Origin of the sequence: Pseudomonas entomophila, assembly GCF_029193575.1 — a bacterium.
GTDB classification, from domain to species: domain Bacteria; phylum Pseudomonadota; class Gammaproteobacteria; order Pseudomonadales; family Pseudomonadaceae; genus Aquipseudomonas; species Aquipseudomonas entomophila_G.
The window spans coordinates 153,375-168,581 of the sequence record NZ_JARGCS010000009.1 but is presented as its reverse complement, the minus strand read 5'-3'; the positions used below and the strand labels follow the sequence as shown (position 1 = coordinate 168,581).

Sequence of the window (15,207 nt, the reverse complement as noted above, 5' to 3'; positions counted from 1 at the left end):
TCCGAAAAACAGGGAAACCAAGGAGCGCCGGCCCAGGGCGCGGCGCTCCGGCGACGCGGGTTACTTCTTCGCCGCCCAGGCGTTGAAGCGTTGCTCCAGCTGCTCGCTGTTGTCGGCCCAGAAGGCCACGTCGATCTGCACCTGGTTGGCGATGTTCTCAGGCGTGGTCGGCATGTCCTTCTTCACCGCATCCGACAGCAGGCTGACTGCCTTGGTGTTGGCCGGGCCATAGGCGATGTTCTCGGAGTAGGTCTTCTGCTGCTCGGGCTGCACACTATAGGCGATGAACTTCTTCGCCTCTTCCACATCCTTGGCGCCCTTCGGGATGGCCCAGGCGTCGAAGTCGTAGATGCCGCCGTTCCACACCACCTTGAGGTTGCTCTCCTTCTGCACCGCGGCGATGCGGCCGTTGTACGCGGAGCTCATGACCACGTCACCCGAGGCCAGGTACTGCGGCGGCTGGGCGCCGGCTTCCCACCACTGGATGCTGGGCTTGAGTTGGTCGAGCTTCTTGAAGGCGCGGTCCACGCCTTCCTTGGTGGCCAGCACGCTGTACACGTCCTTCGGCGCCACGCCATCGGCCATCAGGGCGAACTCCAGGGTGTACTTGGCGCCCTTGCGCAGGCCGCGCTTGCCCGGGAATTTCTGCGTGTCCCAGAAGTCGGCCCAGCTGGTGGGCGCGGTCTTGAGCTTGTCGGCGTTGTAGGCCAGCACCGTGGACCACACGAAGAAACCGACGCCACACGGCTGGATGGCGCCCTTGACGAAGTCGGACTCATTGCCGAACAGCGCCGGGTCGAGTTCCTCGAACATGCCTTCGTCACAGCCGCGCGCCAGCTCCGGCGACTCCACCTCCACCAGGTTCCACGACACGCTGTTGGTGTCGACCATGGCCTTCACCTTGGCCATCTCGCCGTTGTACTCGCCTGCGACGATCTTGCCCTTGCCGGCCTTTTCCCACGGCTCGTAGAACGCCTTGACCTGGGCCGCCTTGTTGGCGCCACCGAACGACACCACCGTGAGGTCCGCAGCCAGGGCCTGGCCGGCGGCGAACAGCCCCAGGGCCAGGGCGGTCAGTTTCAACTGCTTGCGCATTATTATTCTCTCCACAGTACAGGGTTGGTGAAGCAAACCATCAATGGGCTTGGGCAATCGGATCGAGCGCGCGGGCGTGCTCCACCTCCCAGCCAAGCGGTACCACGTCACCCACGGCCAGGGCCGGGTCGAGCTCGGCGATCGGCTGCTTCACGAAGAAGTCGGCCTTGCCGCAAACCTCCAGGCGCACGCGCACGTGGTCACCCAGGTAGATGAACTCGGCCACGCGGCCGGAGAAACGGTTGACGCAGTGCTCGCTGTGGCCGTTCAGGCGCACACGCTCCGGGCGAATCGACAGGGTCACTGGCTCCCCGGCCTGGCCAACGTTGACCGCCAGCGCCTCGACCTTCTCGCCCCGCGCCAGTTGCACCTGGCAGCGCTCGCCAGTGCGCGACAGCAGGGTGCCGTTGAGGCGGTTGTTCTCGCCTATGAAGTTGGCCACGAAGGTGTTGCACGGCGCTTCGTAGAGGGTGCGCGGGTCGGCGATCTGCTGGATCTCGCCCTGGTGGAACACCGCCACCCGGTCAGACATGGTCAGCGCCTCGCCCTGGTCATGGGTCACGTACACCACGGTCACGCCCAGACGCTGGTGGATGTGCTTGATCTCCATCTGCATGTGTTCGCGCAGTTGCTTGTCGAGGGCGCCGAGCGGCTCGTCCATCAGCACCAACTGCGGCTCGAACACCAGCGCCCGGGCCAGGGCCACGCGCTGCTGCTGGCCGCCCGAAAGCTGGCCGGGGTAGCGCTTGGCGAAACTGTCGAGCTGGACCATGTTCAGCACGCGCTTGACCCGCTCGCTGATGTCGGTCTTGCTGAGGTTGCGCACGCTCAGGGGGAAGGCCAGGTTCTCGGCCACGGTCATGTGCGGGAACAGCGCGTAGTTCTGGAACACCATGCCGATGTCGCGCTTGTGCGGCGGCACGTTGTTGATCGAACGCCCGGCCAGCTGGATCTCGCCGGCGGTAGGGGTCTCGAAGCCGGCCAGCATCATCAGGCTGGTGGTCTTGCCCGAGCCGGAGGGGCCGAGCAGGGTGAGGAACTCGCCCTTGCGGATGTCCAGGTTCAGATCCTTGACGATCAGCGATTCGCCGTCGTAGCTCTTCTGCACGCCACGGAAACTGACCAGCGTTTCGTTCGAATTCGCCTCGCTCATGCCCTGCACCTTCTTGTTGGAATGACTGCGTAGGCAAAAGACTAGAGAAGCCGCGAGCGCCCGGAAATCGGGGGTGCTGAGAGAATGCCATCATCCAGATGGAAGATTGCGTGTAGGGATTGCCCTACAAGAACGACGCATTCAGATAGGTCGTGCCCTTGCACCCGCGGATTTGCCCGGCGATAGCGTGCTGCGGGCCGGCTGCATTGGCTGGGCGGGCGCTATGGCGGGGCACGCCCGCGCCTGCAAGGGATGTGTCGTTGCTGGGATGGTCACACCAGCTTGTGTTCCATGGCGTACTTCACCAGCTCGGCCAGCGAGTTGACCTTGAGTTTCTGCATCAGCCGCGCCTTGTGGGTGCTGATGGTCTTGCTCGACAGCGCCAGTTGCTGGGCGATGTCGTTGACGTTGGCCCCCTGGGCCAGGCGTTCGAACACCGAGAACTCGCGTTCCGACAGCAGCGTGTGCAGCGGCCGGGTCTCGGTCAGGCCGACCTCGAAGACCATGCGGTCGGCCAGCGCCGGGTCGATGTAGCGCCCACCCCCCGCGACGCGGCGGATGGCGGTCAGCAGCAGCGCCGGGTCGCTGTCCTTGGTCGCGTAGCCGGCGGCACCGGCCTTCAGCGCGCGGGCGGCCATCTGCGCCTCGTCGTGCATCGACAGCACCAGGATCGCCGGCGGGTTGCTCAGCGCGCGGATCCGCGGGATCGCCTCCAGGCCGTTCACCCCCGGCATCGAGATATCCAGCAACACCACCTCGCAGGGCGTGTGGCGCAGGGTTTCCAGCAACTGCTCGCCGTTACCGGCCTCGCCCGCCACCTGCATGTCCTTGGCCAGGCCGATCAGTTGCTTGATGCCTTCACGGACGATGGTGTGGTCTTCGGCCACCAGCACTCGAATCACGGTGGGTCTCCTAGTTCAAAGGGATGGTCACGCTCAGGCTGGTCCCTTCGCCCGGCTCGCTGTCCAAGGTCACGCTACCGCCGAGCATCAAGGCCCGCTCGCGCACGCCCACCAGGCCGAACGATGTCGGCCTCGCCTGGTCAGGGCTGAAGCCCGCGCCGTCGTCGATTACCGTCAGGCGCAGTTGCCCGCCCTCGCGGGCCAGCTCGATCTGCACGGTGTGCGCCTGGGCATGGCGCATCACGTTGGTCAGCGCCTCCTGCAGGATGCGGAACAGCCCCGTGGCCTTGGCCTCACTCAATGCTGGCAGATTATCCGGCACTTGCACCAGACAGGGGATCTGCGTGCGCGCCTCGAAACGCCGCGCCTGCCATTCGATGGCCGAGGCGATACCGGCATCGAGGATCGGCGGGCGCAACGCGGTGGCCACGTCGCGCACCAACTGGAACAACTGGGCGATCAAGCGCTTCATGCTCAGCAGACGCTCGTTCAGGCCGGGGTCGAGCTCGGCGAACGCCAGCTCGCACATCGACACCTCCAGCTTGAGCACGGTCAGCATCTGCCCCAGTTCGTCGTGCACCTCGCGGGCAATGCGCGCCTTTTCTTCCTCGCGCACACTTTCCAGGTGCGCCGACAACTCGCGCAGTTGCTCCTGGGAGCGTGCCAGTTCCAGCTCTACCCGCTTGCTCTGGGTGATGTCCCAGACCACGCCGTCCCAGACCATGCGGCCATCGGCCAGGCGTCGGGTGCTGGCCTTGATATCGGCCCAGCGCTGCTCGCCCTCGCGGGTGAGGATGCGCCCCTGCCACGACCAGTCCTGGTCGCTGGCCAGGGCGAGGTCCTGCACGCGGTGGTAGTCGGCGCGGTCCTGCGGGTGCACCAGGTTGCGCAGGCCCATGTCCGGGTGCTGGATCGCCGCCGGCGTGTAGCCCACCAGCGCCTCGCTGCCCTCGCTGATGTAGGGGAACTCCGGGTCGCCCTCGGCCGGGTCGCGCTCCAGGCGGAACACCAGCCCCGGGACGTTGCCGGCGATGCCCTTGAGCCGCGCCTCGCTTTCGCGCAGGGCGGCCAAGGCGCGGCGGCGCTCGGTGATGTCGGTGAGAAACACCACCAGGTATTCGGCGTCGCGAAAGCGCAGGAAGCTCAGCGACAGCTCCACCGGCAACAGGCTGCCGTCGGCCCGCCGGCACAGGGTCTCGAATGCCTCCGCGCCCGCCTCGCCGGCACGCGCGCGCTTCCACAGTTCGAGCCAACGGTCCATGTGCAGGCTGGGTTCGATGTCGATCAGCGGGCGTTCCAGCAACTGGCCTTCGGCGTGCCCGAGCATGCGCTCGGCGGCGTGGTTGGCATAGCGCACGTGGCTGTCCCAGTGGACCCAGAGGATGCCCACGGTGCTCTGGTCGATGGAGAACTGGCTCAGGCGCAGCGCCTCCTCGCGTGCCTGGCGCTCCACCAGGCTTTCCCGCGCCGCCAGCAGGCCGCGCTCCAGGCGTCGCTGCTGACGGCGTTGCATGGCCAGGGTCAGCAAGGCGCAGAGCAGCAGCAGGCCGAACAGCAGCGCGAGGTTCTGCCAGAAGCCCGCCGACTCACTCAAGCGCGGGTATTTCGGCTGCAGCCAGCGCTGGTGCAGTTGCTCCAGCTCCTTGGCCGGCATGGCCTGCAAGCCGCGTTCGAGTACCTCCGCCAGCAGTGGCCAGTCCTTGCGCGAGCCGATGCGCAGCAGTTGCGGCAGGCCAATGTCACCGACCACCGCCAGGTCGCCGAACTCGCTTTCGCGCGACAGGCGGCTGAGCTGCGCCTCGTCCATCACCGCGTAGCTGGCCTGGCCGCCCAGCACCAGTTGCAAGGCCTCGCGCTCGTTGGGCACGCCTTGCAGGTTGAGGTTGCCGTAGTTGCCGCGCAGGTAGTCGGCCAGGCCACTGGGCATGCGCACCGCTACACGCTCGGCGGCGCCCAGTTGCTCGAGGTCCACTGCCAAGGCGCCGCTGCGCAGGCCGACCACCAGCTGCGGCACGCGCATGTAGGGGTCGCTGAACAGCCACAGGCGCAGGCTGGCGGGGGTTTGGGTAAGGCCGGGGGCGAAATCGATCTCGCCGGCCTGCACGGCGTGTTCGAGAGCAGCCTGGTCGGTGAAGTTGCGCCAGGTGAGGTCCAGCCCCAGCGCGCGACCCAGCCAGGTCACCAGTTCGACATTGGCGCCGTAGAGCTGCTGGAGGCGGCGGTCGAACTGCGCATACGGCGCCTGTAGCACCAGGCCCACGCGCAGGCTGCGGTGAGTGTCCAGCCATTGCTGCTGCGCTGGCGCCAGCACCACCGGGGGCGGCGCCTCCGGTTTGGCCAGGCCGATCAAGGGCAGGCACAACCAGCCGATAACCAACAGGCAACGCATTCGCTTCATCGACACACTCGTCCTGGCAATGACCGCCACCTGCGTGGCCGTCGCGGGCAAATACTATTAGGCTGCCGGTATCATTCTGGCCTTGGGTTGATCCATGTTCATACTTTATCGCACGACGCTGGCCCTTTGCCTGGCCTCGGCCCTCCCCCTCGCGGCCCAGGCCGCCGAACCCGAGAAGGCGACCGGCGAGGCTTCCGCTGTCGCGCGCCCGGCCCTCGGCGAGCGCAGCCAGGAAGAGGCCCAGGCTCTCGAGCGCCTGGTGCCCAAGGCCGAACAGCAGACGCTGCAGGCCGGCGCCGAGACGTTCCTGGCGCTGTGGAAACCGGCCAACGACAGTGACCCTAAGGGCGCGGTGATCCTGGTGCCCGGTGCCGGCGAAAGCGCCGACTGGCCGAACACCGTCGGCCCCCTGCGTCGCAAGTTCCCCGATGTCGGCTGGCACAGCCTGAGCCTCACCCTACCCGATCTCCTGGCCAATGCTCCGCAAGCCCGCGTCGAAGCCCAGCCGGCCGCACAGCCCGACCAAGGCAAAGGTGAGACCGCACCGGCCAAGGACACCCCGGAAGACGCCAATGCCAACGTCGCCCAGGCCACCGCCGCCGAGGCCGACACCGCGCAGGGCACCGATGCGATGGAGGCCAGCGAGCAGAACGACCCCGCCGATGCCGAGCGTATCTTTGCCCGCCTGGAAGCCGCAGTGGCCTATGCCCAGCAACAGAACGCCCATAGCATCGTGTTGATCGGCCACGGCAGCGGCGCCTATTGGGCGGCGCGCTACTTGAGCGAGAAGCAGCCGCCCCAGGTACAGAAGCTGGTGATGATCGCCGCACAGACCCCGGCACGGGTCGAGCATGACCTGGAAAGCCTGGCGCCAACCCTCAAGGTACCGACCGCCGACCTCTATTACGCCACACGCACCCAGGACCGCCAGGCCGCCGAGCGGCGCCTGCAGGCCAGCAAGCGGCAGAAGGACAGCCAGTACCGGCAGTTGTCGCTGATCGCCATGCCGGGGAACAAGGCGGCCGAACAGGAGCAGTTGTTCCGCCGGGTGCGTGGCTGGTTGGCACCGCAGGAGTAGGACGCGGCTTCGCCCTACAAGCCCCGCCGCTTGCGCACCAGCGCATAGGCCTGGTGCAGTTCGCGAGTGCGCTCGGTCGCCTCGCGCACCCGCGCCTCACTCGCGCCACTGCCCACCAGCTTGTCCGGGTGATGCCGGCTGAGCAGCCGCCGATACGCCTGCTTGACCTGCCCCGCCTCGGTGTCGGCCTCGACCCCGAGCACCCGCAATGCCACGGCATAGGTCATCACGCCCGCTGACGCCAGTGCCTTGCCCGGCTCGTACTCCAAGGACAACGCCTGCACTTGCTGGCGGCTCATACCCAGCTGATGCCCCCAGCCCAGCAACAGCTCACGCTCCTGGCGCCCCGCCTTGCCATCGGCCCAGACCATTCGCCAACAGGCACGCAGAGTGCCCTCCGCCCCATAAGGCTGCTGGCGGATACGCCGAAGGTAATGGCCCAGTCGGTCCTTGCCGGCCTTGCCGCGGTTGAACGCGGCGATGGCCCGCAGGCGCGCCGGCTCGGCCAGGTCCAGGCGGCTCATCTCATGGCGGGCCTGCTGGATATGCCCTTCCAGCACCCGGCCATCGCTCTTGGCCAAGCGCCCCAGCAGCACGAACAGCAACTCTTCATCACGCAACGCCGGGCGCCCGCCCAGGCGCTCGCGCACATCGTCCCACCCCTGCAGACGCAGACGCCGGTCCATGGCCTGCCCCAGCAATGCCCCCAGCAATGCCCCGGGAATGCTGGCCACCGCGAAACCGGCGCCGGCACCAATGACTGTGCTCGGCCACCACATCTCAGGCACGCTCGCCAATCAGGCGCTCGACCTCGGCCAAGCGCTCGAGGGTGCCGACATCGACCCACGGCCCACGGTAATGCTCGCCGCTGACCAGGCCCCGGGCCATGGCCTGGCGCAGCAGCGGAGCCAGCTTGAAGGGGCCGGGCTGGCAGCCATCGAACAGCGCCGGGTCCAGCACGGAGAGACCGCTGAAGGTCAGGGTGCCAGGAGCGTCGTCGCCATCGACCACTTGCTCGCCCAGTAAGCGGAAGTCGCCACGGCCGTGGTGCCCGGGGTTGTCGACCAACACCAGGTGCGCCAGACCCCGCGGCGGTTGTCGCAGGCGGCTGAAGTCGTAGCCGGTCCAGATATCGCCATTGACCAGCAGGAAAGGCGCCTCACCCAGCAACGGCAAGGCCTTGAAGATCCCGCCGCCGGTCTCCAGCGGCTCGCCTTCGGGCGAATAGCGGATGCTCAGGCCAAAACGGCTACCGTCGCCCAGGTGGTCTTCGATCTGCTGGCCCAACCAGGCATGGTTGATCACCACGTCGGTGAACCCCGCCGTGGCCAGCGCACGCAGGTGGTACTCGATCAGCGGCTGGCCCGCCACCGGCACCAGGGGCTTGGGCGTATGCAGGGTCAGCGGGCGCATGCGCTCGCCCTTGCCCGCCGCCAGGATCATCGCCTTCATCGTTGCGCTCCGGCCTGCAGCCCGGCGATCAGCTGGCGCAATTCGGCCAGCTCCGGACGGCGCTCGATCACCTCATCTATATAGGCGAAGAAACGCGGCACGTCGGACAGGTAGCGCGGCTTGCCGTCGCGGTGGCAGATGCGGGCGAAGATGCCAATCACCTTGAGGTGGCGTTGCACGCCCATCAGGTCGCTGGCGCGGTGGAAGGCCTCGAAATCGTCCTGCACCGGAATGCCGGCGGCACGCGCCTGCTGCCAGTAGTCGCGCAACCAGCCTTCGACACGGGCCTGGGGCCAGCTGAGGAAGGCGTCCTTGAACAGGCAGGTGATGTCATAGGTGACGGGACCATAGACCGCATCCTGGAAGTCCAACACGCCGGGGTTCGGCGCGCTGAGCATCAGGTTGCGCGGCATGTAGTCGCGGTGCACCAGCACCTTGGGCTGGGCCAGGGCACTGTCGATGAGCATTTGGCTAACCCGCTGCCAAGCCCCGCGCTGCGTGTCGTCGAAGGTTACGCCCAGTGCTCGGCCGACGTACCACTCGGGGAACAGGTCTAGCTCGCGGCGCAGCAGGGCGACATCGTAGCTCGGCAGCGGCGCATCCATCGGCAGGCGCTGGAAAGCCAGCAAGGCCTGGATGGCATCGGCGAACAACGCGTCGGCGTTGTCTGGGGTAATGATTTCCAGGTATGTCTGGCGGCCGAGGTCGCCCAATAGCAAGAACCCACGTTCAAGGTCCTGGGCGTGGATCAGCGGCACGTGCACGCCAGCGCTGGCCAGCAGGTGGTCGATGTCGACGAAGGGCCGGCAGTTCTCCTGCGGCGGTGGCGCGTCCATGATCACGAAACTGTGGCCCGCGCCCTCCCAGCGGAAGTAACGACGGAAACTCGCATCGCTGCTGGCGGCGGTCAACGTGCCCTCGGGCACCGCGCCCCAGGCATTGCGCTGGAAGATGGAAGGAAGCTGCTCGTCGAGCCAGGCGGTCAGTTGTTGCAGGCGTACATCGTGATCGGGCATTACAAGGGTCTCCGACGGCCCTAGCCGTCAAGCGGGTCATGCTTTATTATCCAGCATCTTTTTCAGACCATCGAGAGGCGTGCGGCCCCACACGCGGGCAGATGGCACGCAGGAAGCCCGGACTAATAAGATGGCATTGAAATCCCCCGCGTTTCGTAGAAAGTTCCCACTGCTGGTGACGGGTGGCCTGTTGGCCCTGCAACCCCTGGCCGCGCCATTCGCGTCGGCTGCGGAGCAGTTCGACTGCCAAGTGTCCGCCTCTGGTGGCTGGGACTGCAAGCCCAAGACCGCAGCCCAGAACCTGCCGCCGCGCCCTGTGCATGATGGTGCCGCGCTCAGTTCCGGTACCGAGGCGCAGACCGCCGAGGCCGCCGCCGAGCCCAAGCCGGTGCTCGTCACCGAGAGCAAGGGCCGTGGCCTGAAATCCCGCAGCGAAGACTACAGCCACCTCGACTGGGTCCCCCGCGAGAAGCTCACGGCTGCCCAGCTGGCCGAGACCGGCCCGTATTGCGGCGGCGCCTACGTCGAGCCGCTGCGCCCGGGCATGAACGACAGCACGCCCAAGGACGAGTCGCCCACCTACATCAACGCCAAGGTCTCCAAGTACCAGCAGGAGCAGCAGATCGCCACCCTCGCCGGTGACGTGGTCATGCGCCAGGGCAGCATGCAGGTCGAGGCCGACGAGGCCAACCTCTACCAGACCGAGAACCGCGGCGAGCTCAAGGGCAACGTCAAGATCCGCGACAACGGTTCGCTGGTGGTTGGCGACGAGGCGCAGATCCAGCTCGACACGGGCGAAGCCCAGGTCGACAACGCCGAATACGTGATGCACAAGTCGCACATCCGCGGCAACGCGCTGTACGCCAAGCGCGCGGAAAACGCCATCATCCGCCTCAAGGACGGTACCTACACCACCTGTGAGCCGGGCAGCAACGCGTGGCAGCTCAAGGGCAACAACATCACCTTGAACCCGGCCACCGGCTTCGGCACCGCGACCAACGTCACCCTGCGGGTCAAGGATTTCCCGGTGTTCTACACACCGTACATCTACTTCCCGATCGACGACCGTCGCCAATCCGGCTTCCTGCCGCCGTCGTTCAGCACCAGCAGCGACACCGGCTTCATGCTGGTCACGCCGTACTACTTCAACCTGGCGCCGAACTACGACGCCACGTTGTATCCGCGCTACATGACCAAGCGCGGCCTGTTGATGGAAGGCGAGTTCCGTTACCTGACCAAGTCCAGCGAAGGGCAGTTCGGCGGGGCGTACCTCAACGACGAGGATGACGACCGCAAGCTGCAGACGGACTACAAGAAAGAGCGCTGGATGATCAACTGGCAGCACAAGGGCGGCTTGGATTCGCGCCTGCTGACCGAGGTGAACTACACCGACATCAGCGATCCGTTCTACTTCCAGGACCTGGAGTCGGACCAGATCGGGGTCGAGAAGAAGGACTACATCGATCAACAGGGCGCGCTGACCTATCGCGGGGACAGCTACCAGGCGCGGCTGAATGTGCATGCGTACGAGATGGCGACCATCTCGCAGATCACGCCCTATGATCGTTTGCCGCAAGTCACCTTCAACGGCACCCTCCCCTACGATCCGTATGGCTTGAAGTTTGACTACAACACAGAAGCGGTTCGTTTCGAGCGTGACCTGAAGAACGACCTGGTGTTCAACAAGGATGGGCAGGCCGATGGGTCGCTCGGTTATGTCTTCGACCCAGCCGGTAACATCATTGGTGGCCGACGCCTGGACGAGAGTGTCACCGGTATCGCGCGGGCCAACGGCACTCGCTTGAATGTGGCACCTGCTATCAGCCTTCCCATGGAAGCGAGCTATGGCTATATCACGCCCAAGCTGAAGTATGCCTATACCAGCTATGACCTTGACCTCGATGGCCAAGGCAAAGCGCAGGCCATCAACCAATCCACGCTACCGGGATATGGCAGTTATCGCAGCTCGATCAATCGCGACATCCCAATTTTCAGCGTCGACAGCGGCCTGTACTTCGACCGAAATACCTCGTTGTTCGGCACCAACTATCGCCAAACCCTCGAACCGCGCCTGTTCTACCTCTACGTCCCGAACGAGGACCAGAAGGACATCCCACTGTTCGACTCCGGCGAAACCCTGTTCAGTTATGACTCACTGTTCCGCGACAATCGCTTCAGTAGCATCGACCGCATCGGCGACGAGAACAAGCTGTCGCTGGGTGTCACCACCCGCTGGGTCGAGGAAAACGGTTTCGAGCGCCAGCGCCTCAGCGTTGGCCAGGCCTACTACTTCCAGGATCGCAAGGTCCAGCTGCCTGGCATCGACTACCGCACCCGCGATGACAGCAAGTCGAACGTTTCCCCGTACGCCCTGGTTTACCAGTACGCCTTCAACCGCGACTGGCGCTTCAACTCGGACTTCAACTGGGATCCGGACAGCCGCAGCACCCGCTCGGGCAGCGCGATGTTCCACTACCAACCTGAAGACAACCCGAACAAGGTGGTCAACGCCGGCTATCGCTACCGCAATGACACTATCAGCTATGACTCGCTGACCGGTTTGTGGAGAGTGGGGGGCGGCGACTATGGCACGCCTGGCCAGCCTGGCTACATCAAGGACTACTACAAGATCCAGCAGCACGACTTCTCGGTCATCTGGCCGATCGTGCCGCAGTGGAGCGTCATCGCTCGTTGGCAGCATGACTACAACCGCAACCGTACCCTGGAAGCGATGGGCGGCTTCGAATACGACAGCTGCTGCTGGAAGCTGCGCCTGATCAACCGCTACTGGCTTGACGCCGACGACTTCAGCCAAGCCTTGCCGGAAAACGAAAAAGGCGACCATGGCATCTTCCTGCAGATCGTCCTCAAGGGCCTCGGCGGCGTCGTTGGCAACAAGGTCGAATCGTTCCTGGACCAAGGCATTCAAGGTTACCGTACACGTGAAGAGCAAGCTTATTGATCGTCTGCGCCCGCTGATGCTGGGCGCCGCATTGCTGAGTAGCGCGGTGCATGCCGCGGTGCAACCCCTGGACCGCGTGGTGGCCATCGTCGACAACGACGTGGTCATGCAGAGCCAGCTCGACCAGCGCGTGCACGAAGTGCAGCAGACCATCGCCAAGCGCGGCGGTGGCGTGCCGCCGACCGGTGCGCTGGAACAGCAGGTGCTGGAGCGCCTGATCGTCGAGAACCTGCAATTGCAGATCGGCGAACGCTCGGGCATCCGCATCACCGACGAGGAACTCAACCAGGCCATCGGCACCATCGCCCAGCGCAATGGCATGTCGCTGGACCAGTTCCGCGCCGCCCTGGCCCATGACGGACTGTCGTTCGACGACGCGCGCGAGCAGGTCAAACGCGAGATGATCATCAGCCGCGTGCGCCAACGCCGCGTGGCCGAGCGCATCCAGGTGTCCGAGCAGGAAGTGAAGAACTTCCTCAACTCGGACCTCGGCAAGATGCAGATGTCGGAAGAATACCGCCTGGCCAACATCCTCATCCCTACCCCGGAAAGCGCCAGCTCCGACGCCATCCAGGCCGCCGCCCGCCAAGCTGGCGAGGTGTACCAGCAACTGCGCCAGGGCGCGGACTTCGGCCAGTTGGCCATTGCCCGCTCCGCCAGCGAAAACGCCCTCGAAGGCGGCGAGATGGGCTGGCGCAAGGCCGGCCAACTGCCGCCTGACTTCGCCAAGCTGCTCGGCAGCATGGCCATTGGTGACGTCACTCAGCCCATTCGCATCCCCAACGGTTTCGTCATCCTCAAGCTGGAAGAGAAACGTGGCGGTGAAAGCAGCGTGCTGCGCGACGAGGTGCATGTTCGCCACATCCTGATCAAGCCCAGCGAGATCCGTAGCGAAACAGCCACCAAGCAACTGGCCGAGCGGCTCTACGATCGCATCCAGAACGGCGAAGATTTCGCCACCCTGGCGAAAAGCTTCTCGGAAGACCCTGGCTCGGCACTCAACGGTGGCGACTTGAACTGGGTCGACCCGAACAGCCTGGTGCCGGAGTTCCGCGAGCAGATGGCCAATGCCCAACAGGGTCAGGTCACCCGTCCGTTCCAAACCCAGTACGGCTGGCATGTCCTGGAAGTCCTGGGCCGTCGCGCCACCGACAGCACCGAGCAGGCCCGCGAGCAGCAGGCGCTGAACGTGCTGCGCAACCGCAAGTACGACGAAGAGCTGCAGACCTGGCTGCGCCAGATCCGCGACGAAGCCTACGTTGAAATCAAGCTGCCTGGCGCCGGCCAGGCCGCCCAGTGAAGCCCCTGCGCTTCGCCGTCACACCCGGCGAACCGGCCGGCATAGGCCCCGACCTGTGCCTGCTGCTCGCCGCGGAGCCCCAGCCGCACCCCCTGATCGCCATCACCAGCCGTGACCTGCTCGCCGAGCGGGCCACGCGCCTGGGGCTGGCCGTCAACCTGTTGCCGGTCGAGCCTGGCCACTGGCCCGAGCACCCGGCGCCCGCCGGCAGCCTGTACGTCTGGAACACCCCTCTGGCCGCCAAGGTGGTACCCGGCACCCTCGACCCCGCGAATGCCGCGTTCGTCCTGCAGACCCTGACCCGTGCGGGCCAGGGCTGCCTTGACGGGTCTTTCGCCGGAATGATCACCGCGCCGGTGCACAAGGGTGTGATCAACGAGAGCGGCATCGCCTTCTCCGGGCATACCGAGTTCCTCGCCGAACTCACCCACACCGCACAGGTGGTGATGATGCTGGCCACCCATGGCCTGCGCGTGGCCCTGGTGACCACCCACCTGCCCCTGCGCGACATCGCCGACGCCATCACCGCCGAGCGCCTGGAGCGGGTCACACGCATCCTGCATGCCGACCTGCGCGACAAGTTCGGCATCGCCCAACCGCGCATCCTGGTCTGCGGTCTCAACCCGCACGCCGGCGAAGGCGGCCACCTGGGTCGCGAAGAAATCGACATCATCGAGCCTGCACTGGCACGCTTGCGTGGCGAAGGCATGGACCTTCGTGGCCCGCTGCCGGCCGATACCCTGTTTACCCCCAAATATCTGGAGCACTGCGACGCAGTGCTGGCGATGTACCACGACCAAGGCCTGCCCGTGCTCAAGTACAAGGGCTTTGGCGCCGCGGTCAACGTGACGCTTGGCCTGCCGATCATCCGCACCTCGGTCGACCACGGCACCGCCCTGGACCTCGCCGGCAGCGGCAAGGTCGACACCGGCAGCCTGCGCGTCGCCCTGGAAACCGCCTACCAGATGGCCGAGAACCGCCCATGAACGAGCAATACCAACACCGGGCGCGCAAGCGCTTCGGCCAGAACTTCCTGCACGACGCCGGGGTCATCGACCGCATCCTGCGGGCCATCAACGCCAAGCCGGGCGAGCACCTGCTGGAAATCGGCCCGGGCCAGGGCGCCCTGACCGAGGGCCTGCTGGGCAGCGGCGCACAGCTGGACGTGGTCGAACTGGACAAGGACCTGGTGCCGATCCTTCAGCACAAGTTCGCTGACCGCGACAACTTCCGCCTGCACCAGGGCGACGCCCTGAAGTTCGACTTCAACCAGTTGGGCACCCCGCCACGCAGTCTCAAGGTGGTCGGCAACCTGCCGTACAACATCTCCACCCCGCTGATCTTCCACCTGCTCAACCACGCCGGGCTGATCCGCGACATGCACTTCATGCTGCAGAAGGAAGTGGTCGAGCGCCTGGCAGCCGGCCCCGGGGGCGGTGATTGGGGTCGCCTGTCGATCATGGTGCAGTACCACTGCCGCGTCGAACACCTGTTCAACGTCGGCCCCGGCGCCTTCAACCCGCCGCCGAAGGTCGATTCGGCGATCGTGCGCCTGGTGCCGCACGAAACCTTGCCGCACCCGGCCAAGGACCCGCGCCAGCTGGAACGCATCGTCCGCGAGGCCTTCAACCAGCGCCGCAAGACCCTGCGCAATACCCTCAAAGGCCTGCTCGACGCCCAGGCTATCGAGGCCGCAGGTGTGGATGGCAGCCTGCGCCCCGAGCAACTGGACCTGGCTGCCTTCGTGCGCCTGGCCGACCAGTTGGCCTGACTTGACGCGGCCCCGCGATGGGGCCGCCCCGCCCCCTTTCCGCTGGCTCTCCCCCCCACCAATGGCCTAGACTGCAACCA

Annotated in this window: 12 protein-coding genes; 5 read left to right on the top strand and 7 right to left on the bottom strand. The window is 65.8% G+C overall.

The genetic code is table 11. From position 1 onward, the window contains the following. Positions 1-60: 60 nt before the first annotated feature. The 4 genes from P0Y43_RS03735 to P0Y43_RS03720 all read right to left on the bottom strand — a co-directional run bounded on the left by P0Y43_RS03735 (position 61) and on the right by P0Y43_RS03720 (position 5,548). Complete coding sequence (locus tag P0Y43_RS03735; protein WP_275635958.1) at positions 61-1,095, bottom strand: ABC transporter substrate-binding protein; 1,035 nt, start codon at positions 1,093-1,095, stop codon at positions 61-63. A gap of 40 nt (positions 1,096-1,135) precedes the next feature. Next, positions 1,136-2,248, bottom strand: a complete 1,113-nt coding sequence (locus tag P0Y43_RS03730) for an ABC transporter ATP-binding protein (protein WP_275635957.1) — start codon at positions 2,246-2,248, stop codon at positions 1,136-1,138. Between the two features lie 272 nt (positions 2,249-2,520). Beyond that, a complete protein-coding gene (locus tag P0Y43_RS03725; RefSeq protein WP_275635956.1) occupies positions 2,521-3,150 on the bottom strand; it encodes a response regulator in 630 nt (209 codons plus the stop codon). Positions 3,151-3,160: 10 nt separating this feature from the next. Beyond that, positions 3,161-5,548: a PAS domain-containing sensor histidine kinase gene (locus tag P0Y43_RS03720; RefSeq protein WP_275635955.1), complete on the bottom strand. Its 2,388-nt coding sequence runs from the start codon at positions 5,546-5,548 to the stop codon at positions 3,161-3,163. A gap of 94 nt (positions 5,549-5,642) precedes the next feature. On the opposite strand from P0Y43_RS03720, the gene P0Y43_RS03715 reads away from it, so the two are divergent. Further along, positions 5,643-6,626 (top strand): alpha/beta hydrolase family protein, encoded by a 984-nt coding sequence (locus P0Y43_RS03715; protein ID WP_275635954.1) that lies wholly within the window; start codon positions 5,643-5,645, stop codon positions 6,624-6,626. 14 nt (positions 6,627-6,640) lie between these two features. Here the strand turns inward: P0Y43_RS03715 and P0Y43_RS03710 are convergent, their stop codons facing one another. From P0Y43_RS03710 to P0Y43_RS03700, 3 genes are read right to left on the bottom strand one after another with little or no spacing between them, the layout of a single operon-like run. Next, on the bottom strand, positions 6,641-7,405 hold the full coding sequence (locus tag P0Y43_RS03710) for a TerB family tellurite resistance protein (protein WP_275635982.1): 765 nt from the start codon (positions 7,403-7,405) through the stop codon (positions 6,641-6,643). A 1-nt stretch (position 7,406) separates the two neighbouring features. After that, the gene (gene murU, locus P0Y43_RS03705) at positions 7,407-8,078 is read right to left on the bottom strand and encodes an N-acetylmuramate alpha-1-phosphate uridylyltransferase MurU (protein ID WP_275635953.1); all 672 of its coding nucleotides are present in this window, start codon (positions 8,076-8,078) and stop codon (positions 7,407-7,409) included. Next, a complete protein-coding gene (locus P0Y43_RS03700; protein WP_275635952.1) occupies positions 8,075-9,094 on the bottom strand; it encodes an aminoglycoside phosphotransferase family protein in 1,020 nt (339 codons plus the stop codon). Before P0Y43_RS03700 ends, murU begins: the two co-directional genes overlap by 4 nt. A 130-nt stretch (positions 9,095-9,224) precedes the next feature. Between P0Y43_RS03700 and P0Y43_RS03695 the strand changes: the two genes are divergently transcribed. Genes P0Y43_RS03695 through rsmA form a run of 4 tightly spaced genes read left to right on the top strand, consistent with a single transcriptional unit; the run spans position 9,225 to position 15,127 of the window. After that, positions 9,225-12,056, top strand: a complete 2,832-nt coding sequence (locus P0Y43_RS03695; protein ID WP_275635951.1) for an LPS-assembly protein LptD — start codon at positions 9,225-9,227, stop codon at positions 12,054-12,056. Next, positions 12,037-13,356, top strand: a complete 1,320-nt coding sequence (gene surA / locus P0Y43_RS03690) for a peptidylprolyl isomerase SurA (RefSeq protein ID WP_275635950.1) — start codon at positions 12,037-12,039, stop codon at positions 13,354-13,356. Before P0Y43_RS03695 ends, surA begins: the two co-directional genes overlap by 20 nt. Beyond that, positions 13,353-14,342 (top strand): 4-hydroxythreonine-4-phosphate dehydrogenase PdxA, encoded by a 990-nt coding sequence (gene pdxA, locus P0Y43_RS03685; protein WP_275635949.1) that lies wholly within the window; start codon positions 13,353-13,355, stop codon positions 14,340-14,342. The genes surA and pdxA overlap by 4 nt, the downstream gene beginning before the upstream one ends. Next, positions 14,339-15,127 carry a 16S rRNA (adenine(1518)-N(6)/adenine(1519)-N(6))-dimethyltransferase RsmA gene (gene rsmA / locus P0Y43_RS03680; protein ID WP_275635948.1) on the top strand — a complete coding sequence of 263 codons (789 nt, stop codon included), beginning with the start codon at positions 14,339-14,341 and terminating at the stop codon, positions 15,125-15,127. Before pdxA ends, rsmA begins: the two co-directional genes overlap by 4 nt. Positions 15,128-15,207 lie beyond the last annotated feature (80 nt).

Coding starts and splice junctions, on each gene's coding strand:
- P0Y43_RS03735 (WP_275635958.1), bottom strand. CDS start 1,095: ATGCGCAAGCAGTTGAAACTGACCGCCCTGGCCCTGGGGCTGTTCGCC.
- P0Y43_RS03730 (WP_275635957.1), bottom strand. CDS start 2,248: ATGAGCGAGGCGAATTCGAACGAAACGCTGGTCAGTTTCCGTGGCGTG.
- P0Y43_RS03720 (WP_275635955.1), bottom strand. CDS start 5,548: ATGAAGCGAATGCGTTGCCTGTTGGTTATCGGCTGGTTGTGCCTGCCC.
- P0Y43_RS03715 (WP_275635954.1), top strand. CDS start 5,643: ATGTTCATACTTTATCGCACGACGCTGGCCCTTTGCCTGGCCTCGGCC.
- P0Y43_RS03710 (WP_275635982.1), bottom strand. CDS start 7,405: ATGTGGTGGCCGAGCACAGTCATTGGTGCCGGCGCCGGTTTCGCGGTG.
- murU (WP_275635953.1), bottom strand. CDS start 8,078: ATGAAGGCGATGATCCTGGCGGCGGGCAAGGGCGAGCGCATGCGCCCG.
- P0Y43_RS03700 (WP_275635952.1), bottom strand. CDS start 9,094: ATGCCCGATCACGATGTACGCCTGCAACAACTGACCGCCTGGCTCGAC.
- P0Y43_RS03695 (WP_275635951.1), top strand. CDS start 9,225: ATGGCATTGAAATCCCCCGCGTTTCGTAGAAAGTTCCCACTGCTGGTG.
- rsmA (WP_275635948.1), top strand. CDS start 14,339: ATGAACGAGCAATACCAACACCGGGCGCGCAAGCGCTTCGGCCAGAAC.